This is a genomic window from Streptomyces sp. SID5469, assembly GCF_009862865.1.
Classification (GTDB): domain Bacteria; phylum Actinomycetota; class Actinomycetes; order Streptomycetales; family Streptomycetaceae; genus Streptomyces; species Streptomyces avermitilis.
Genome location: NZ_WWIN01000001.1, coordinates 739,261 through 758,705, shown reverse-complemented (window position 1 = coordinate 758,705; position 19,445 = coordinate 739,261). Strand labels below are relative to the sequence as shown.

Sequence of the window (19,445 nt, the reverse complement as noted above, 5' to 3'; positions counted from 1 at the left end):
CAGCGACATGGATGACACAGCGCGGCGTCATCCGTTGCTGGCCGCTCAGGAAGGCATCTGGACCGGCCAGCAGCTCGACCCGGACAGTCCCGCGTACAACACGGCCGAGTACGTGCTCATCGAAGGACCGGTGGACACGGCCGTCTTCGATGCGGCCCTGCACCACGTGGTCGCCGAGACGGAGGCCCTGAACGTCGTCTTCGTCGTCGACGACCAGGGCCGCCCCTGGCAGGCAACCGCCCCGGTCGGCGACTGGCGCCTGCACACGGCCGACCTCACCACCGAGCCCAATCCGCACGCGGCGGCCCTGGCCTGGATGGGCGAGGACATGGCCCGCCCCGTCGACCTCGCGCGCGGCCCCGTCTTCGGCCACGCCCTGCTGCGCACCGCGCCGGAGCAGTACCTCTGGTACCACCGCGTGCACCACATCGCCCTCGACGGCTTCGGCCTGTCGCTGGTCGCCCGCCGAGTCGCCCAGGTCTACACGGCCCTGGCGGCGGGCGAGCGGGCGGCGGCCGGCGGCTTCGGCACGCTGGCCTCGGTGCGGGACGAGGAACGCGCCTACCGGGAGTCGCCCCGCTTCGCCAAGGCCCGCGCCTACTGGGCGGACCGGTTCGCGGACCGGCCGCCCGTGGCCACTCCCGCCGGCCGTACGGCCCTGCCCGCGCGCACGTTCCACCGGCGAGTGGCGGACCTCGACGCGGCGCAGACGCAGGCCCTGCGTGCCGTTGCCCGGGACCTCCAACTCACCTGGTCCGAGGTGCTGTTGGCCGTGACCGTGGCCCAGCTGCACCACGCGACCCGTGCACCGGAGATCGTCCTCAGCCTGCCGGCGATGGGACGTCTGGGCTCTGTGTCCCTGCGCGTTCCCTGCATGGTGCGCAACATCCTGCCCCTGCGCGTCGCCGTCACCGCCTCGGACAGCCTGCGCGACCTCGCGGCCCGCATCTCCCGCGAGCTGCGCGCCGGGCTGCCGCACCAGCGCTACCGCTACGAACAGCTGCGGCGCGACCTCAAGCTCGTCGGCGGACAGCGCCGGCTCTCCGGTCCTGGCGTCAACATCATGCCCTTCGAGTACGACCTGCGCTTCGCCGGACACCGGAGCACGGTCCACAATATCTCCGCGGGCCCCGTCGACGACCTGTCCGTCAACGTCTACGACCGTTCCGAGGGCGCGGGACTGCGCATCGCCGTGGACGCCAACCCCGACCTCTACGACGAGGCGGACGTCGCCGCACTCCAGGAGGGGCTGCTAGCCCTGCTCGAGGAGGCCGTCGCGGCCCCTGACCGGGCGCTCGGCGACCTGTGTGCGCGCGAGCCCGTCCCGGTCCTGGACGGTGGGCCGCTGCCCGGCCCCGTGCGCCCGGTTCTCGGCCTGATCGCCGACCATGCCGCCCGGCATGGCGGATTCGTCGCCGTCGAGCACGGCGGCACCAGCATCACGTATGCCCGACTCTTCGGATCGGCGCGTGCACTCGCGCGCCGACTGGCTGCCCGTCAGGTCGGCCACGGCGACCTGGTGGCCGTCGCCCTGCCGCGCGGTATCGACGCGATCACCGCCATCCTCGGAGTCCTGCTGTCCGGTGCCGCCTACAGCCCGCTCGACCCGACGGCGCCCCGGGCCCGCAGGGCGGAACTGCTGGACGACGCCCGGCCCGACCTCGTCCTCACCACCAGCGCCTTCGCCGACCGCTTCGGGGACCGGGCCGTTCTGCGACACGACGAGCCGGGACCAGATTCCGAAGCGGCCCAGTCGACGGCACCGACGCCCGAGGACCTCGCCTACGTCCTCCACACCTCGGGCTCCACGGGGCGCCCCAAGGGCGTCGAAGTCGGCCACCACGCCCTCGCGCACTTCGTCGCCGGCGCCACGCACCGCTACGGCCTTCACCACCGGGACCGCGTCCTGCAGTTCGCCCCCCTGCACTTCGACACCAGCCTCGAGGAAATCTTCCTCACACTGTGTGCGGGCGCCACGCTCGTCGTCCGTACCGACGACATGACCGAGTCGGTCCCCGGATTCCTGGACGCCTGCGCACGGCTGCGGATCAGCTTCCTCGACCTGCCTACGGCCTACTGGCACGAACTGGCGTACGCCGTTTCGACCGGTGCGGTCACTCTGCCGGCCGAGGTGCGCACCGTCGTCATCGGCGGTGAGGCGGCCCTCCCCGAGCGGGTCGAACGCTGGCGCACGGCCGTCGGCACGTCGGTCCGGCTGCTGAACACCTATGGGCCGACCGAGGCCACCGTGGTCGCCACCGTCGCCGACCTCCACGACCCCTCGCTCGCTCCGGGAGACGTCCCGATCGGACTGCCGCTGCCTGGCACCCGAGCCGCGGTCGTCGACGGCGAACTCCACCTCCTGGGCGACAACCTGGCCATCGGCTACCGCGGAGACCGGCCACCGGACACCTCCCGCTTCGCCCCTCTGGACCAGATCCCCGGAGCGCCCCGCGCCTACCGCACAGGCGACCTGGTACGGATCGGCGACGACGGGCAGCTGCGCTACCTGGGCCGGTCGGACACCGAGTTCAAGATCAGCGGACATCGAGTGCACCCGGCCGAAGTCGAGGGCGCCCTCCTTGGCCATCCGCGAGTCCGTGACGCGGTTGTCGTAGGGCTGGTGCTGGGCGACGGGACGCGGCGCCTGGTCGCGTACGTCGTCCCGGACGGGCCCGCCCCGGCCGTGGCCCTGATCAGGGACCACCTCCGGGAGACGCTGCCCGCGGCCATGATCCCGTCGGCCGTCGAGTTCCTTGACCGCCTGCCCCGGACGAGCTCAGGGAAGATCGACAGGAACGCGCTCGCCGCGACGACCCCCGACGGACATGTGCCGGAGCCCGGTGCGCAGGCCGCGACGTCCGACAGTGCACTGGTGCGCACCATCGCCGCCGTCTGGCAACAGGTGCTCGGCGTGGCCGCCGTCTTTGCCCGGGACGATGTGTTCGACCTGGGGGCCCACTCGCTCCAGGCCATCCAGGTCGCCAACCGCCTCGGCGTCGAACTGCACCGTGACCTCAAAGTCGCCTGGCTCTTCCAGCACCCGACCCCGGCCGAACTGGCGAGATTCCTGGAACAGCAGGAGCAGCCTCGCTCGGCCCCTCCCGGCCTTCCGGCGGCCCTGCTCGCCGACACCGTCCTCGATCCGGACATCCGCCCCGGCGACGGTCCCCGGGCGAGCGGCACGCCGGACAGAATCCTGCTCACCGGAGCCACCGGCTTCGTCGGCGCACATCTGCTGGCCGAACTCCTGACGAGCACCGGCGCGGAGGCCGTCTGCACCGTGCGCGCCGCTAGCCCCGCCGAGGCCACCGCCCGCATCCACCAGGCCCTGGAAACCCACCTGATCCACCTCCCGGACGCGGCGCGCGAACGCATCACAGCGGTCCCCGCCGACCTCGCCCGCCCCCGCCTCGGCGTGGACGAGGCACTCTTCGCCGACCTCGCCCGGACCTGCGGGGCGATCATCCACAACGCGGCGACCGTCAGCATCATGCGCGAATACGCCACCCTCCGCGCCGCCAACACCGAGTCCACCCGGGACCTGCTGCGCATGGCGGCTGTGCGCTCCATTCCCCTGCACTTGGTGTCGACCCTCTCCGTCGCCCCGCCCCTCGACCTCGCCCCGGAGGTACCGGAGGCGTTCCTTGCGGCCCACCCCGGACTGCGCCACGGCTACCAGCAGTCGAAGTGGGCGGCCGAGCGCCTGCTGGAACAGGCCGCCGAAAGAGGCCTGCCGGTCACCGTGCACCGGCTCGGCCGGATCGTCGGCCCACGCACCACTGGCTACGTGAACGAACGGGACTTCCTCTGGAGCGTGCTGCGCGCGGGGATCCCCGCGCGCATCGTCCCCGACCTGTTCGACGAGGAGACATGGACACCCGTCGACCACGTCGCCCAGGCCCTCGTCCACCTCTGCCTCGGACAGCGCCCGCCGGGAGCGACGGTTTTCAACCACGCCACCGCCCGCCCGGTGCGGCTGGCCGACGTCTACGACTGGCTGGAGGACTACGGCTATCCGCTGCGGCGCATGCCGCTGGCCCAGTGGCGTGCCGAACTGCCGCGATCCTCCGGTGACTCCGGCGTGGCGGCGACCATGCTCGCCTTCTTCGACGCCTGGGAGGCGAACCCCGACGACGCGACCGGGCCGGAGCTACGCCTGGGACGCGTCCGTGCCGACAACGTCGTGAACGGCCTGCACGGCAGCGGCATCACCTCCCCGCCCGTCGACCGTGACCTCGTCTTCCGTTACCTCGACCACTGCGTCACCACCGGAACGCTGCCCGCCCCGGCCGGGAAGCAGAGCCATCTCGCAACCCCGGCAAAGTAGTTGGGCATCTCCGGGAACTCACGGGCTGCACCCCCCGACTACTGCAACAGAACCCACCGCCTCACGAACACCCCGCAGCAAGGAGCCAGCATGTCGAAGAAACGGCCGGTCGCCGTCGCCCTGGCCGGCGCCCTCTGTCTGGTCACGGCGGCATGCGCCGACTCGTCGACCGACCAGGACGGCGCCACCGGCGACAAGGCGTCCGCGGCCGCCGCGAAGTCCGGTTATCCGGCGATCCTCGAGAACTGCGGAGTGTCCGAGAAGTTCACCAAGGCGCCCGGCCGAGTCGTCGTCATGAACGGCGCCTCGGTCGCCGAGGTCTCCACGCTGCTCTCCCTCGGCCTCGGCGACCGCGTCGTCGCCAACCAGCAGAGCTACGGAATGTCCGAGGTCCCCGGCCGCGCCAAGGCCATCAAGGCCCTGCCCAACGGCAAGGTCAAGCTCAACGACGCCTACGACATCCCGCGCGAGGCGATGATCGGGCTGCGGCCGGACCTGGTGCTGTCCACGACGTCGTACGGCTTCGACGAGAAGAACGGCTTCGCCACCCGCGACCAGCTCAAGGAGGTGGGCGCCCACACCTACGTCTCCCCGCAGGGCTGCGACCAGGACACCTCCAAGATGACCGTCGCCGACAGCTACACGCTGCTGCGCGACATGGGCAAGATCTTCAACGTCCGTGACCGCGCAGAGCAGCTGATCGCCGCGTCGGAGAAGCACATCGCCGAGATCTCCGCCAAGGTCAAGGGCGAGAAGCAGCCGAAGGTCATGGTTCTGTTCTCCAACATGGCCATGGGCGGCAACGACTTCAGCTCGGTCGTCGCCAAGGGCATCTACAACGACATCCTCGCCAAGGCCGGCGGCAGCAACGCCTTCGCGTCGGCCTCCAAGACCTCCTTCGCCGACCTGAGCAAGGAGAAGGTGGCCGCCACCGATGTCGACGCGCTCGTCGTCATCGGCTACAACGACCCGAACCCGGCGGCCTACGCCAAGAAACTGCTGAAGGAGTTCCCCCAGTGGCCGGCCGCGAAGAACAACACGTACGTGGCCCTGTCCGACTCGATGTACCTCGGCCCCAGCAACGACCTGGCCGTCGAGAAGATCGCCAAGGCTCTGCACCCCGACAAGTTCTGAGCCCGAGCCGCCTGCGGCTGCCGCTCGCCGTCGTCGGCCTGCTTCTCGTCCTCGTCGCCGTGATGGTGGTGGCGGTGAGTATCGGAGCGGTGAACATCCCGGTGGCGGATGTGTGGGGCATTCTCCTGCACCACGTCACCGGGCGGGGAGCCGCCGGTGACCCGGCGCTGGACCAGATCGTGTGGACCTTCCGGGCTCCTCGCGTCGCCCTGGCCGCCCTGGTCGGCGCGGGACTGGCCGTCGCCGGAGCGGTGCTCCAGACCCTGGTCTCCAACCCGCTCGCCGACCCGGTCGTCCTCGGCTTCTCCTACGGCGCCTCGCTCGGCGCCGTGCTGGTCATCACCCTCGGCGGCGTCGCACTCGGCGGGCTGGCCGGTCTCGGCGTGTCGGGCGCGGCATTCGTCGGCGCACTGGCCGCCGGGGCACTGGTCTTCGCCCTGGGGCAACGTCAGGGCCGGCTGGCCCCCACCCGGCTGGTCCTGGCGGGGGTCGCGGTCGGCTATGTCCTGCTGTCCGTGACGAGCTTCGTCCAACTGCTGGCGACGCCCACCGAGCTGCGGACCGTGATGTTCTGGATGCTCGGCAGCGTCGCCGGCGCCCAGTGGAGCCAACTGCCCACCGTCACGGCGGTGGTCCTGACGAGCACCGTCGTGCTGACCCTGTTCGGCCGCCGCCTCAACGCCCTGCTGGCCGGTGACGAGTCCGCCACCGCGCTCGGGGTGGACGTCAACCGGCTGCGCGCCGTCCTCCTGGTGATCAGCGCGCTGCTCACCGGCACCGTCATCGCCGTAGCGGGTGGCGTCGGCTTCGTCGGCCTGATGATCCCCCACCTGGTCCGCCTCACCACCGGAGCGGACCACCGCAGACTGCTGCCCCTGACCGCACTCCTGGGCGCCGTGTACCTCGTCCTCGTCGACCTGCTCTCCCGCACCGTCAACCGCCCCAACGAACTGCCGCTGGGCATCCTCACCGCTCTGCTCGGCGCCCCCTTCTTCCTGTGGCTGCTGCGCCGCGACAAGGGCCTGGACACCGTATGAAACTGACCGTGGACCAGCTCCACATCACCCTGGACCGCAAGCCGATCCTCCGCGATGTGCAGCTGGAGGCCGCCAAGGGCGACATCGTCGGACTCGTGGGCCCCAACGGCAGCGGCAAGTCCACCCTGCTCCGTACGGTCTACCGCTCGCTGCGCCCGGCCGACGGCGTGGTCAGGGTCGGCGGCGACGACGTATGGGAGCTGTCTGCTCGTACCGCCGCCCGCCGCACGGCGGCCGTTCTCCAGGACGCCGGCACCACGACCGGCCTGACCGTAACCGAGATCGTCGCCCTGGGACGTACGCCCCATCACGGCCTGATGGGTCGGGACGGCGCCGAGGACCGCGAGGCCGTGACCGAGGCGGTCGAACGCTGCGGAGTCGGCCCCTTCGCGGACCGGGACTACGCCACCCTGTCCGGCGGCGAACGCCAGCGCGTCCTGCTGGCCCGTGCCCTCGCCCAGCGTCCGCAGCTTCTGGTCCTGGACGAACTCACCAACCACCTCGACATCCGCGCCCGGTTCGAACTCCTGGACCTGATCCGCAGCACCGGCATCACCACCCTGGCGGTCCTGCACGACCTCGACCTCGCCGCCCGACTCTGCGACCACCTCGTCGTGCTCCACGAAGGCGCGGTGGTCGCGGCGGGACCCGTGCTGGAGGTCCTGACACCGGACCTCCTGCGAGAGGTCTTCGGCGTACGGGGCGCCACGGAGCGGCATGCCGACGGCGTCGTCCGCATCACCTATGCCGCCGAGCCGCTCGCCCTGGACCGGGAGGCCGAGCCCGCGCCCGCAGAGCGGTGACGCGCCGTCGATCCTTGCGAGCTTGCCGAGGTGGTCCCGGTGGGTGGTGGCCTGCCGGCCCGCCGGCAAACCGGCGGCCGCAAGGACGAGCGAGCCGGTGCACACGCTAGCCAGGACGGTTCCCTGCCGCCGCAGTTCCCTCAGCCAGGCCGGGTGCGGTTCGTCCTTCACCAGGGAGCGGGTGCTGTCACCGGCGGGATGGATCGGCATCGCCCGGCACCGTCGTCCGCCGCGACGGGCCGGGGGCTGACGGCCTGTCAGCGCAGTTCACCGCGGCGTGCCGACTCTCGCCCGCCGCGGCACGGCACTGGCGGGGCACCGTCGAATGCCACCGTGCTCGGTCCAGCGACGGCTCTGATCGTCGGTACCTTTCTGTGCGTACTGCGTCCCCGTGCCAGTAGCAAGGCTCCTGCAACGCCGGGAGACCGCCGCCTCCCCTTCGCCTGCTCCGTGCAGGCGGACGCCTTCATGCAGGCGCCGAGCCGCATATCGCGAGATCCGATAGAATGCAATTTGAGATCCTATTTCAATAATTGAGGTATTTGAGCGGAACATGCCTGCGGATCGAAACGGCGATAGCGCGAGGCCCCGTAAGCGCACGCATCGCGGGACCGAGGAGTCTCGCGTCCGCAGCCGAGGTGAGAGCCCGCGCCCCTCGCAGCGGCTTTCAGCGTCGCGAGCCATGCTCTCGGCGATGCAGCAGCTGAAGGAGCTGCTGGGAAAGGCGCCGGAATCCGTCTCAGCGGTTCGGCCCACCGATGACGGATGGGAAGCCGAGGTGGAGGTGCTGGAGATCGAGCGCATACCTGAGACGACCAGCGTGATGGCCAGCTACCGGGTGACGCTCGACGCGGATGGCGAGCTGATGGCGTACGAGCGGATCCGCCGGTACACACGCGCCCAGGTCGACCGGCGTGCCTGAGGGCCCCGCCACAGGGCTGTCTCCCCGTGGTGAATACACGGCTGTGCATCCCGTAGGTGAACGGAGCCGGACGGGGCCGCGCCGGCGGCGGCCTCATGAAAGGAGGCACCATGACTGTGGTGCCGCAAAGCGGTGGAGGCGGCGTCGCCCAGGGCGGCGGCTCGGGAACGCTGTACGACGTCCTGGAACTGGTCCTGGATCGCGGGCTCGTCATCGACGTCTTCGCCCGCGTTTCGCTGGTGGGCATCGAGATCCTGAAGATCGACGCCCGTGTGGTGGTGGCCAGCGTCGATACCTACCTGCGCTTCGCCGAGGCCTGCAACAGGCTCGATCTGGAGAGCGGGCGCAAAGCCCCGGCACAGCTGACCGACCTCGTCGGAGAGGTCACCGAAGGCGGAGCCAAGGGAAAGAGCAAGGGCGCCCTCACCGGCGCGGTGGAGGCCGTCACGGAGTCGTTCCACCAGGGGCATGAGGAGGACCGAGAGGAAGAGCGCGAGCCGGCAGCGGAGCGGAAGAGGCCACGGCCGACGCGCCGCCCTGCTCGGCGCCGGGAAGAGTGAGCCATGGCCGTCTATGTCTACGCCATCACAGCCGCGAGCCACCCCCTACGCCTGGACGGCGTCACCGGCGTGGGAGAACCGCCGGAGAAGCTGCGCACCGTGAACAGTCGGTCGCTGGCAGCGGTGGTCAGCGATGCGCCGGACGGGCTCAGAGCCAAGCGGCGCGACGTCCTGGCGCATGAGGCGGTGCTGGAACGGCTGATGGCCGAGGGCAGTGTGCTGCCCCTGCGTTTCGGAGCGGTGACCTCCGACGATCAAGCGGTGCTCCAGGTGCTGGATGAGCGAGCCGCCTCGTATCAGGAGCGGCTGACGGCCCTGGACGGCTGTGTGGAGTTCCACCTGAAGGCATCCTGCGACGAGGACGCGCTGCTGCGGGAGATCCTGCTGCAATCACCCGAGGCCCACCAGCTGAACGAGCAGATCCGCAGCGGCCGGGCCGGCCCGGATCTGCAGATCGCGCTGGGCGAACGGGTAGCTGGGGAGGTCCAGTTGCGCCACGAGTCCTTTGCCGCGGGAGCCGTCGAAGCGCTGCGTCCCCTGGCACGCGACATCCGGGCTTCGGATCCGAAAGGCGGTGACTTCGTGAGCGTCTCGTTCCTTGTGGACAAGGCCCGGCAGGAGGGCTTCACGGCCGCGGAGCAGGATCTGGCGAACGAGCGCGGAGCGGACTTCGACTTCCGTCTGCACGGGCCGCTGCCGCCCTACAGCTTCGTCGAGGCAACGTAAGTGCGTGGAGATCTGTCATGGGACTGTTGACTCACCTGCTGACTCTCCCGCTGGCCCCCGTCCGAGGCGTCGGGTGGGTCATGCAGCAGGTGGCGCAGGTCGCGGAAGAGCAGTACTACGACCCCGATCCGGTGCTGAAGGAACTCGCCGAACTGGAACGGGCACTGGTGTCCGGCCAGATCGATCAGGAGACCTTCGACCGACGTGAGGACGAGCTGCTGGACCGGCTCGAAGAGATCACTCGCTTCCGGGAGGGCACCGGAGCATGAGGTTCTCAGCGGGCGGTGGATGTGCGGACCAGGAGGTGTCAGGAGGAGCCCCCACGATGATGAATGCCGCAGCAGGCGCGGTGCTCCTCTTCGGTTGCCTCTACGAGGAAGCCGAAGAGGGGCACGACGCGGAGCCCCGTACGCAGAGAACGTCCGCGCCGTGCCGCGAGTCGGCGCTGACCGACACCGCCGACGCCGAATCGAGGTCTGAACGGCCGTGACCGAACCTGTCCCGAGCAACCTCGGCTCCTTCCCCTCCCGGGCGTCCCCGTCCTACGGCCAGGGCTCCTCGGCCAACCTGGCCGACATCCTGGAACGCGTACTGGACAAGGGCATCGTCATCGCGGGTGACATTCAGATCAACCTCCTCGACATCGAACTGCTCACCATCAAGCTGCGTCTCCTCGTGGCCTCGGTCGACAAGGCCAAGGAAATGGGCATCGACTGGTGGGAACACGACCCGGCCCTGTCCTCCCACGCTGACGGCGGCCGTGAGCTGGCCGAGGAGAACCGAAGACTGCGTGAAGAGATAGCTGGCCTGCGCGACGCCCAGGCCCTTCCGTCGGCCGAGGGCCCCGCTGAGAAACCCGAGCGTCCCAAGAAGCGTGCCAGTACGGCCAAGTCCACCCGCGCCGGCAACCGGCGGACACCGAGGACAGAGCGATGACGGCGACGGTCAGCTACCTGTACGGCGTGTCGGCGGTCCCTGGCGGCTCGTACGACGTGGTGGCCGCCCTGCGAGGAATCGCCGACGCGCCAGTGCGGCTGGTGCCGGACGAAGACGCGAACCTGGCAGCGATCGTCAGTAGTGTCCCGGCCGACGACTTCGACGAGGCACCGCTCGCCGCTCACCTGGAGGATCTCGACTGGCTGGAGGCCGTGGCCCGGGCACACCACCGGGTTGTCGACGCGATGGCGGCCCGGACCACCGTCCTGCCCTTGCGACTTGCGACCATCTATCGCGACGACGACCGCGTCCGCGCCATGATCAGAGCCGGTCACCGCGCGTTCGCGCAGCGCCTCGCCCACCTCGCCGGCCACATGGAATGGGGAGTCAAAGTCTATTTCGATCCCCCCTCGGCCCCTACGGCCTCCACAGCGGCCGCACCCGCGGCCGAACTGAGTCCCGGCCGGGCCTACCTGCGTAGCCGCCATCAGGAACGGGACTCACGACAGGACGCCTACCGAGCCGCGGAGCAGGCCGCGCGACGCGTCGAGGCCGCGGCCCGTACCCAGGCCGTCGAACACGTCCGGCACCGCCTGCAGCAAGGCCCCCTCTCCCACGGCTCCGGCGAGAACATAGTGAACAACGCCTACCTGGTGGCCGACGGCCAGGCCGAGGACTTCCGGGACGCGGTCCAGCTGGCCGCCGAGCAGTCCGAGACCATCCGCGTCGAGATCACCGGACCGTGGGCGCCGTACTCCTTCGTCTCCCGGCAGAACGAGCCGGGTGAAATGAGCGAGGAGGCGATCACCTGATGATGACCGACCCCTCCGATTTCGGCCCTGCGAAGCCCCGCCCACCGGACCGCGGGTCCCTGCCTGACCGCCAGGTCGCGCTCATCGACCTCCTGGACCGCCTGCTCACCGGTGGCATCGTCATCACCGGCGATGTCACCTTGTCGATCGCCGACATCGACCTCGTACGGATCTCCCTGCGAGCCCTCATCGCCTCCATCGGCACCACGACCCCAAGCCCCTGGAGCCGTGGTGGGCCGCTCCCGGTCACGTCACCCGGCCACCCCGACCAGCTCCCCTCACCATGACGCCCGACACCCCCCGTCACCAAGGCCGCTCCGACGAGGCGGCCGACGCGGCTCCCGGTCCCTTCCGCCTGTTCCCCGCCGCTCCGCAGGACGTCCCCGCGTCGGGCAACGAGAGCCCACCCCATCCGGCCTCCCGGATCAATACCGACCCCGACACCGTGGAACGAGATCTGATCAAGCTGGTACTCACCCTGGTCGAACTCATCCGTCAGCTCATGGAACGACAAGCCCTGCACCGCGTGGATGCCGGCGACCTCACCGAGGAGGAGGAAGAGCGCCTCGGGATGACCCTGATGGTCCTGCACGACCGCTTGAACGACCTTTGCGGTCGCTACGGCCTGACCATGCAGGACCTCAATATTGATCTCGGCCCCCTCGGCACACTGCTCCCGCCTTCCGACTACTGACTCCCAAGGCGGTCGCTGGGGCACGGTCGAGCATCTCCGGGCACACGTGAAGCGCGGCCTGGCGAACCTCGCGCGTGTCGCGCTCGACCGGCTCGAACAGTTTGACGAGCCGATGTCATCAGGTGGGTCGGTAGTAGGCGTCGATGGGGGCGCGCGCCTCCTCGAAGAGGACCGGGCCGTCCTGGGGCACCGTCGGCCAGTCGCCCGACTGCGGGTTGAGTTCGACGAGTTGCTCGGTGGAGAGCGCGTAGACGACCCGGCCGATGCCGGAGCGGACGATGCCGCCGGCGCACATGGTGCAGGGCTGGCAGCTGGTGTACATGGTGGTGCGGGCGGCCGCGGCCGGGGCGAGTTCGCGGGCCGCCCAGCGGGCGAGCTTCAGTTCCGGGTGGGCGGCGATGTCGTTGTCGCGCCGTACCGTGTTGTGGGCTTCGGCAAGGATCGCGCCGTCCGGGCCGGTCAGCAGGGAGCCGTACGGTGCGTCCCCCAGGGTGACCGCGTGGGCCGCGATGCCGATGGCACGCCGCAGGAGGGTCTCGTCCTCAATGGTGATCACGATGGGGTCCTCCAGTGTGTGGCCACGGCGGTGAGTGCCTGCCAGGCCGCGTGGGGCCGGCGGGTCTCCTCCGGATCTCCGTGGTAGGGGTCGAGTACGACGGTGGCCGCGCCGAGCAGACGGAGCTGGTCGAGGTCGTCGAGGATCTGCTCGATGGTGCCGACACCGGCGGGCCGCTCGCGGTCGTCGACCGGTGTGCCGGTCATCCGCAGGGCGATCCGGGGCGCGAACGCCGGCAGCGAGTGGTTCGCCAGGACTGAGCGCATCAGGGGGAGGGGGAGCCGCAGCGGGTGCCAGGCGTCGCCGAACCTGACCGTGCGTCGGATTGCCGCCTCGCTGTGGCCGCCGACCCAGACAGGTATCGGGGCGGTGCCGTCCCCGGTCTCCGTGCGCCAGGCATCCCGCAGGGCACCCAGGTACTCGTCGGCCAGTCGGCCGCGCGCGGTGAACGGAACGCCGAGCGCGTCGAACTCCTGACGCGCCCAGCCGACGCCTACCCCGAGGACGAACCGGCCGCTGCTGAGTTGGTTGAGGTTGGCAGCCATCCGAGCCACCAGCAGCGGATGCCGGTAGGGCAGGACGAGCACCGTGGTGCCCAGCCGCAGCCTCGTGGTGAGGCCAGCCAGCCAGGACAGCGTGGTGAACGGCTCGTAGAACGGCTCCGGGTACCGCTCGGCCACGTCCGGGGTGACGGCCACGTGGTCCGACACCATGAGGAGGTCGAAGCCGAGCCCCTCAGCGAGCCGCGCCCAATCGCGCAGTACGCCGGGATCGGTTCCGGGCCCGAAGTTCGGTACGTTGACGCCAAGTTGCATGAGCCGAGGTTATCCAGGAGATCATGGCATACGGAACCGAATCTTCCCGGCGATGGCGACGTTCTTCCGTGGTTCTGCCGGTAGAGTCGCGACATGGCCGTGAATCTTGACGACGTTGACTGGGCGATCATCGGGCAGCTGCAACGGGAGGCTCGCATCTCCCTCAGCGAGTTGGGACGGCGCGTGAATCTCAGCTCCTCGGCCACCACGGAACGGGTGCGGAATCTGGAGTCGTTGGGCGTCATCACCGGTTACCACGCCGTGGTCGACCTGGCCAAGGTCGGCTATCCCGTGCTCGCCGTCGTCCGGCTGAAGTACCCCGGCAACCGCCACCAGCCGTTGCGTCGGCTGCTCGCCGAGCGGGGGGAGATCCTGGAGTGCCTGCGCACCACCGGCGACGACTGTTACACCTTGAAGGTGGCCGCGAGCTCCATGGAGCACTTGGAGACGCTCGTGGATGAGCTGGCTGGTTTTGGCAGCACGACCACGAGCGTCGTCTACAGCCAGACGCTGCCCTATCGCTCACCCAGCCGGCCCTGACCAACGGTCGACCCGCCGCCGCATTCCCGCAGAGCGGTAGTGGAGTGCCATCGCGGTCCGGGCGCACCAGGCCCCGCCGACCCCGGCCGCGCGGCAACATCATGCTCCCAGCCTGCGGGGTACGCAGCGACGAGCGGGGCAGTGGTCGAGTCGAGAGCGTGCAGTGGGCGGGTTGCTCGGCCCAGATGGTCTTTCCCGCTCCGGTGTGCCGGGTGCACCGCTCACACAGCCGTGCGACTGATCAGCATGCCGTTGTGGATCAGCCGCAGCTCGATCGGGCGCTTGCGTGGCGGATGGCGTTGGTGACCGGCTCGCTGACGACCAGCTCGGTGGTGGCAGCGGCCTCGTGAGCCGTAGCTTCAGGAGGAATCCTGGATGACTTGCTCGGACCAGATCGTCTTGCCGTTCTGGACGTGGCGGCAGCCCCATCGTCCGCCGAGTTGAGCGACGAGGAACAGGCCGCGTCCTCCCTCGTCGGTTGTGCGGGCACGCCGCAGGCGGGGCTGGGTGCTGCTGGAGTCGGTGACCTCGCACACCAGGGCGTTGTGGCGAATCAGACGGAGGTCCATCGGCGGACGACCGTAGCGGATGGCGTTGGTCACCAGTTCGCTGACGATGAGTTCGGTGGCGAAGAGGAGGTCGTCCAGGCCCCACAAGGTGAGTTGACGGGTTGTCCACTCTCGAGCCTTTGCGACGGCGGCGGGATCGGCCGGGATCTCCCAGTGAGCGGTGTCCGCCGCTGGGACGGCGCGGGTGCGGGCCAGCAGTAGGGCCCCGTCGTCGCGCGGCGCCTGGTCTGCCAGATCGGCGAGGAGAGCACGGCCGGTTTCGTCCAGGGCGCGATCCGGACGGCAGTACGCGGCGAGGGCTTCCGTCAGGCGCCGCAGGCCTTGGCCGATGTCGCGATCGCTCCGTTCGACCAGGCCGTCGGTGTAGAGAGCGAGGACGCTGCCCGGCTCGACGTCGATGATGGTGGTCTCGTACGGCATGCCGCTCAGGGCGAGTGGTGGCCCCGGGGAGATACCGACTGCTTCGGCGGTCCCGTCGGGCCGCACCAGGACGGGTGGCGGATGCCCGGCGCTGGCCATGGCGCAGCGGCGGGTGACCGGGTCGTAGACCGCGTACAGGCACGTTCCGCCGACGATGTCGCAGTCGCCGGACGGGGCTTCGGCCGCGAGGCGCTGGACCAGGTCCGCGAGCCGGGTGAGCAGCTCGTCCGGTTCGAGCTCCAGGTCCGCGAGCGTCCGGATGGCGGCGCGCAGGCTGCCCATGGCGGCGCTTGCGGACATGCCGTGGCCGACCACGTCTCCGGCGACAAGTGCCAGCCGGAGAGAGGGCAGAGCGATGGCGTCGTACCAGTCGCCGCTGATGTCCGCTTCCCCGCCTGCGGGCAGGTGGACGCCGGCGGTCTCGGCGGCCGGCGTGTCGGTGGTGGCCGGGGGAAGGAGGAGCTGCTGCAGCGCTACGGCCGCCCGGTGCTCGCGCGTGTAACGGCGGGCGTTGTCGATGGCGAGCGCACCCCGTGAGGCGATCTGCTTCATGAGATCCGCCTCGTCCTCGGTGAAGGGGTCGGATCGGCCGCAGCGCCAGACCGATATGGCGCCGAGCGTGAGCCCGCGGGCATGCAACGGTGCCACCATCATCGAATGGGCGTCCTTCGGGGCGAGATACTTGACCAGCTGCGGGTCGCCGACCATGGCGATGAAGTCGTCAAGGCTGAAGACGGCTGGCTCGCCGTGTCGGAAACTGCGCCACAGGGGGTGGTCGGGAAGGGGCGGGATGGACTCGCCGCGCTTGATGCCGGCCGGCCACACCGCGGTGGCCGGCGCAAGGGCCGCGTTGCCCATGTTTCCACCGTTCAGCTGCTTCGAGGGTTCTTCCCCGTCGAGAACGGAGTACGCAAGGTCGACTGCGGCGAGATCCCCGAACGCAGGTGCGAGAACGTCCGCAAGGTCCTGTGCGGTGCGCACGACATCCAGGGATCCTCCTACTCGCTCGGCCACCTCGCGGGCGAGATCCAGATGACGGCGGGCACGCAGGTCGTCGCTGTCGATGTACAGGGCTGCGACCCCCGTGGGGCGTGCTCGCACGTCCTCCAGACGAAAGGCAGACAGCGACAGCGTGTGCCGCCGCGCCGAATTGTGCCGCCAGCTCACTTGCTGGGTTCTGCGGACCACCGGGACACCCGTCTCGAGCACCTGGCGCAGTACTGCCTCCAGGTTCTCGGCGTCATCGGCGCACAGCACGTCGCTCAGCCGAGTGCCGGGCTGTACTGGAAGGCCGTCGGGAGTGTCCGGCTTGGCGTTCGTTTGCACAGTGGCCAGGTCGGTGTCGTACAGGGCGATCGTGATCCGGTTCTGTGCGGACAGTGCGCGCAGGAGCGCTGTGCCCTGCTTGTGGTCGGCGACGTGGTGTGTGGGTGCCGCCAGGACGAGGACCTGCGCCGAGCCCTGCACCCTTGTGGTCCGGAAAGTGACGTCGATGGTGTCGCCGCACTGGTGCCGCAGCCGTACCCGCCCGGATTCCGGCATATCCGTGGCGCCGCGAAGGTGGTCCGGGAGGTCGGCCACCAGTTCCTGCACGGGGCGGCCGCAGACCTCCCCGGCGCGGAACCCCGTCAGGTCCTCCGCCGTCTCGGTCCACCCCACCACCGCGCCTCGATCGTCGAGCACGGCGGCTGCCGGGCCGTCACAGGCGCATCGCCTGCCGCCGGGACCGGAACCGGAGACGCCCGTCGATCCTTGGGAGGCGCCTGCCGAGTAGGCGTTCTTGGCATTCTCTTTATCCATCAGTGGCTTCCTGTACGAGAGCGTGCGGCTCGAGAGATCGGCATGCTGTGGCGGCTGTCGGCCGCCCGGTCGGCGTGCCGCAGCGCGTCACGCCGCGAGGGCTTTGGAGGGCAGGTCTTGTTCGGCCCAGACGATCTTGCCGTCGGTTGCGGAGCGGGAGCCCCACCGGTGGGACAACTGGGCGACGAGGGAAAGGCCGCGGCCGTTCTCGTCGATGGTGTGGGGCTGACGGGGGCGTGGGTGGCTGGGGTTGCTGTCGGAGACTTCGCAGGTCAAGACCTGGTGCTGGATGAGTCGTAGGCGGATCGGCCCGCCGCTGTAGCGGATGGCGTTGGTGACCAGTTCACTGACGATCAGCTGCTCGGTGGTCACCAGATGATCGAGCCCCCATTCGCTGAGCTGACGGGCGGCTGCCTGCCGGGCGATGCGGACGGCGGCCGGCTCGTTCGGCAGCTCCCAGGAGGCGACCTGGGCCGGTTCGAGTCCGCGAGTCCGCGCAAGGAGCAAGGTGACATCGTCGGCCGGGGCCTGAGTCGGCAAGGTCTCGATCACCTGGGAGCACAGGTCTTCCAGGGCCGAACCGGACTCTGCCAGGGCGGCGCCCAAGCGGTCGAGGCCCACGTCGATGTCGTCGTCGCGGGACTCGACCAGACCGTCGGTGTAGAGCGCGAGCAGAGTGCCCTCGGGCAGTTCCAGTTCCACGGACTCGAAGGGGACCAGACCGAGGCCGAGGCCGAGCGGGGCCCCGGCGGGCATGTCGGGGAAAGTGGCACGGCCCTGCGGGTCGATGATCGCGGGCGGGGGATGCCCGGCCCGCGACATCGTGCACCGCCGGGTGACCGGGTCGTAGACGGCATACAGACACGTGGCGCCCACCGCCGGGGGGAGCTGGTCCGGAGCGTCGGCGTCTTCCTCGCTCAGCCGCTTGACCGTGTCATCGAGGTGCGCCAGCAGTTCGTGCGGAGGCAGTTCCATGTTCGCGAGCGTGCGGACGGCGGTGCGCAATCGGCCCATCGTCACCGCGGCGTTGATGCCGTGTCCGACCACATCTCCGACGACGAGGGCCACCCTGGCGCCGGACAGCTTGATCACGTCGAACCAGTCGCCCCCCACGCCGTGGTCTATGTCAGCCGGCACGTAGCGCGAGGCCACATCGAGGGCGGCGCCACCTCCCACATGGTGGGGGAGCAGGTCGCGTTGGAGCGTCAGGGCCGCGGTGCGTTGGCGAGCGTACTGGAGAGCGTTGTCCAGGCTGAGCGCGGCCCGGGTGACGAGTTCCTCTGCGAGCAGGAGGTCGTCCTCCTGGAACGGCGTCGGCTCCTCGGAGCGGCAGAACACCGCCAGTCCCAGCGCACAGCGCCGCGCACGGATGGGTACGACCATCAAAGAGTGGACGCCGCTGTCACGGACCATCTGCGTCCGCGCCGGGTCGTGAAGAATCCAGGGGCCTGAATAGGTGTCCAGCACCGATTCCAGGTAAGACCTGCCCGTGCGCAGGACGGTGGCGAACAGCGAGGTCGGGAAGGGGCGGATCACCTCTTGGCGCATCAGCAACTTGAGGATGCCCGGGTCGACGGAGGCCACACCGGCACGGCGCAGCACAGGTGGGCGGTCGTTCGCCGCCGTGCCGGTCCCCGCCGAGGGATCCACGCCGAACGGAACCGACTCCATCAGGTCGACGATTGCGTGGTCGGCCAGCAGGGGCACGGCGAGGTCGGCCAGTTCCTGCCCGGTCCGCATGACCTCGAGGGTGCTGCCGATGCGCGTGCTGGCTTCGCTGAGGATGGCAAGACGCTCGCGCGCCCGCCGGTTGCCCGTGACGTCCACGCTCATCGAGCACACGGCCAGTGCCGTGCCGTCCGCGTCCTGGAGGCAGAAGAACGAGGCCGAGAACGCGTGCTCCCGGCGCTGGTCCGTCGACGACCACGCCCGGTACTCGTGGACCATGGTGGTGCCGCTCTCCAGCACCTGCCGCATCACCACCTCGAGCGCTTCGGCCTCCACGGCGGGCAGTGAGTCCCGCAGGCGGCGCCCGAACCGTCGCTCACGAGGAGTGCCGTCGTGGCGCTCCATGACGTCGTTGACCCAGGTGCAGCGCAGCCGCGGGTCATAGACCGCGATGCCGACCGGCGCGTGGGCCAGGAGCGACTCCCGCACGGCTTCGTCGGACGTCCCCGAGGACAGGGTGCCTATGTCGGTCACGGACACCAGCCACCGGGTTCCGGCGTCCTGCCCCCACAGCAGCGAGATCCGCAGCGTCATTTTGATGGCGTGGCCGTCGCGGTGGCGGACCGTCACGGCGCCGGACCAGCCATCCAGGGCACGGCCCTGCTCGGCGAACACTGAAGCACTCGGGACGTCCTCGGCGGGCGGCAGCACGTGTGTGGCGGACCGGCCCACCACTTCCCCGGCCGAGTACCCGACAAGCTGCTCAGCGGCGTGCGTCCACCCCACCACGGTCCCCTCCGCGTCGAGCATCGCTATTGCGGCATCGGGTGTCTCTCGGGGGCTCACCGGCTCGGCGAGTGGCGTGTGGTCGGTCTTCGTCATCCGGTTCTTCCCATCGGTGCTGAGGTGTGCGACAGCCTCGGCATGCGCGGCGTCGGCCCAATGGACGGCTTTGTCCACTTCTGACGAAATAGTCAGATACGATCCCTTTATCGTCAAGTCCCCCGAAATTGATCAAATTGCCAGATGTGACCGTGCGCTGTCGCATCACGCAACCGCGGAGTCGGGATTGGTGGGCCAGGGTGGACGGTTGAGGCGGATGGTGCAATGATGAATACATCAG

The 19,445-nt window shown here is 69.9% G+C and carries 18 protein-coding genes; 14 read left to right on the top strand and 4 right to left on the bottom strand.

Going from position 1 to position 19,445, the window contains the following annotated elements:
- The first annotated feature begins 7 nt into the window (after nucleotides 1-7).
- The 13 genes from GTY58_RS03270 to GTY58_RS03205 all read left to right on the top strand — a co-directional run bounded on the left by GTY58_RS03270 (nucleotide 8) and on the right by GTY58_RS03205 (nucleotide 11,954).
- On the top strand, nucleotides 8-4,330 hold the full coding sequence (locus GTY58_RS03270) for a non-ribosomal peptide synthetase (RefSeq protein WP_010982041.1): 4,323 nt from the start codon (nucleotides 8-10) through the stop codon (nucleotides 4,328-4,330).
- Between the two features lie 90 nt (nucleotides 4,331-4,420).
- Nucleotides 4,421-5,464 carry an ABC transporter substrate-binding protein gene (locus GTY58_RS03265; RefSeq protein ID WP_010982040.1) on the top strand — a complete coding sequence of 348 codons (1,044 nt, stop codon included), beginning with the start codon at nucleotides 4,421-4,423 and terminating at the stop codon, nucleotides 5,462-5,464.
- Between the two features lie 62 nt (nucleotides 5,465-5,526).
- Complete coding sequence (locus GTY58_RS03260) at nucleotides 5,527-6,501, top strand: iron ABC transporter permease (RefSeq protein ID WP_037651175.1); 975 nt, start codon at nucleotides 5,527-5,529, stop codon at nucleotides 6,499-6,501.
- Complete coding sequence (locus tag GTY58_RS03255; RefSeq protein WP_037651180.1) at nucleotides 6,498-7,304, top strand: ABC transporter ATP-binding protein; 807 nt, start codon at nucleotides 6,498-6,500, stop codon at nucleotides 7,302-7,304. Before GTY58_RS03260 ends, GTY58_RS03255 begins: the two co-directional genes overlap by 4 nt.
- A 553-nt stretch (nucleotides 7,305-7,857) precedes the next feature.
- Nucleotides 7,858-8,226: a gas vesicle protein gene (locus GTY58_RS03245; protein ID WP_010982037.1), complete on the top strand. Its 369-nt coding sequence runs from the start codon at nucleotides 7,858-7,860 to the stop codon at nucleotides 8,224-8,226.
- Between the two features lie 110 nt (nucleotides 8,227-8,336).
- Nucleotides 8,337-8,786, top strand: a complete 450-nt coding sequence (locus GTY58_RS03240) for a gas vesicle structural protein GvpA (protein ID WP_010982036.1) — start codon at nucleotides 8,337-8,339, stop codon at nucleotides 8,784-8,786.
- 3 nt (nucleotides 8,787-8,789) lie between these two features.
- Nucleotides 8,790-9,512, top strand: coding sequence for a GvpL/GvpF family gas vesicle protein (locus tag GTY58_RS03235; protein ID WP_010982035.1), 723 nt, complete (start codon nucleotides 8,790-8,792; stop codon nucleotides 9,510-9,512).
- Nucleotides 9,513-9,529: 17 nt separating this feature from the next.
- Nucleotides 9,530-9,781 (top strand): gas vesicle protein GvpG, encoded by a 252-nt coding sequence (locus GTY58_RS03230; protein WP_010982034.1) that lies wholly within the window; start codon nucleotides 9,530-9,532, stop codon nucleotides 9,779-9,781.
- A 56-nt stretch (nucleotides 9,782-9,837) separates the two neighbouring features.
- Nucleotides 9,838-10,002, top strand: coding sequence for a hypothetical protein (locus tag GTY58_RS03225; RefSeq protein ID WP_154696715.1), 165 nt, complete (start codon nucleotides 9,838-9,840; stop codon nucleotides 10,000-10,002).
- Entirely contained in the window at nucleotides 9,999-10,448 is a 450-nt protein-coding gene (locus GTY58_RS03220; RefSeq protein WP_010982032.1) for a gas vesicle protein, read from the top strand. Before GTY58_RS03225 ends, GTY58_RS03220 begins: the two co-directional genes overlap by 4 nt.
- On the top strand, nucleotides 10,445-11,260 hold the full coding sequence (locus tag GTY58_RS03215) for a GvpL/GvpF family gas vesicle protein (RefSeq protein ID WP_010982031.1): 816 nt from the start codon (nucleotides 10,445-10,447) through the stop codon (nucleotides 11,258-11,260). Before GTY58_RS03220 ends, GTY58_RS03215 begins: the two co-directional genes overlap by 4 nt.
- 2 nt (nucleotides 11,261-11,262) lie before the next feature.
- Entirely contained in the window at nucleotides 11,263-11,547 is a 285-nt protein-coding gene (locus tag GTY58_RS03210) for a gas vesicle protein (protein ID WP_042494207.1), read from the top strand.
- Complete coding sequence (locus GTY58_RS03205; RefSeq protein WP_010982029.1) at nucleotides 11,544-11,954, top strand: gas vesicle protein K; 411 nt, start codon at nucleotides 11,544-11,546, stop codon at nucleotides 11,952-11,954. The genes GTY58_RS03210 and GTY58_RS03205 overlap by 4 nt, the downstream gene beginning before the upstream one ends.
- Before the next feature lie 118 nt (nucleotides 11,955-12,072).
- Here the strand turns inward: GTY58_RS03205 and GTY58_RS03200 are convergent, their stop codons facing one another.
- Both GTY58_RS03200 and GTY58_RS03195 read right to left on the bottom strand, forming a co-directional pair.
- Nucleotides 12,073-12,510, bottom strand: a complete 438-nt coding sequence (locus GTY58_RS03200; protein WP_010982028.1) for a nucleoside deaminase — start codon at nucleotides 12,508-12,510, stop codon at nucleotides 12,073-12,075.
- Nucleotides 12,507-13,325 carry an LLM class flavin-dependent oxidoreductase gene (locus tag GTY58_RS03195; RefSeq protein WP_010982027.1) on the bottom strand — a complete coding sequence of 273 codons (819 nt, stop codon included), beginning with the start codon at nucleotides 13,323-13,325 and terminating at the stop codon, nucleotides 12,507-12,509. Before GTY58_RS03195 ends, GTY58_RS03200 begins: the two co-directional genes overlap by 4 nt.
- Before the next feature lie 93 nt (nucleotides 13,326-13,418).
- Between GTY58_RS03195 and GTY58_RS03190 the strand changes: the two genes are divergently transcribed.
- Nucleotides 13,419-13,865, top strand: a complete 447-nt coding sequence (locus GTY58_RS03190; protein ID WP_010982026.1) for an Lrp/AsnC family transcriptional regulator — start codon at nucleotides 13,419-13,421, stop codon at nucleotides 13,863-13,865.
- A gap of 359 nt (nucleotides 13,866-14,224) precedes the next feature.
- Here the strand turns inward: GTY58_RS03190 and GTY58_RS03185 are convergent, their stop codons facing one another.
- Both GTY58_RS03185 and GTY58_RS03180 read right to left on the bottom strand, forming a co-directional pair.
- On the bottom strand, nucleotides 14,225-16,654 hold the full coding sequence (locus GTY58_RS03185) for a SpoIIE family protein phosphatase (protein ID WP_010982025.1): 2,430 nt from the start codon (nucleotides 16,652-16,654) through the stop codon (nucleotides 14,225-14,227).
- 87 nt (nucleotides 16,655-16,741) lie between these two features.
- Complete coding sequence (locus tag GTY58_RS03180) at nucleotides 16,742-19,204, bottom strand: SpoIIE family protein phosphatase (RefSeq protein ID WP_010982024.1); 2,463 nt, start codon at nucleotides 19,202-19,204, stop codon at nucleotides 16,742-16,744.
- Between the last annotated feature and the right edge of the window lie 241 nt (nucleotides 19,205-19,445).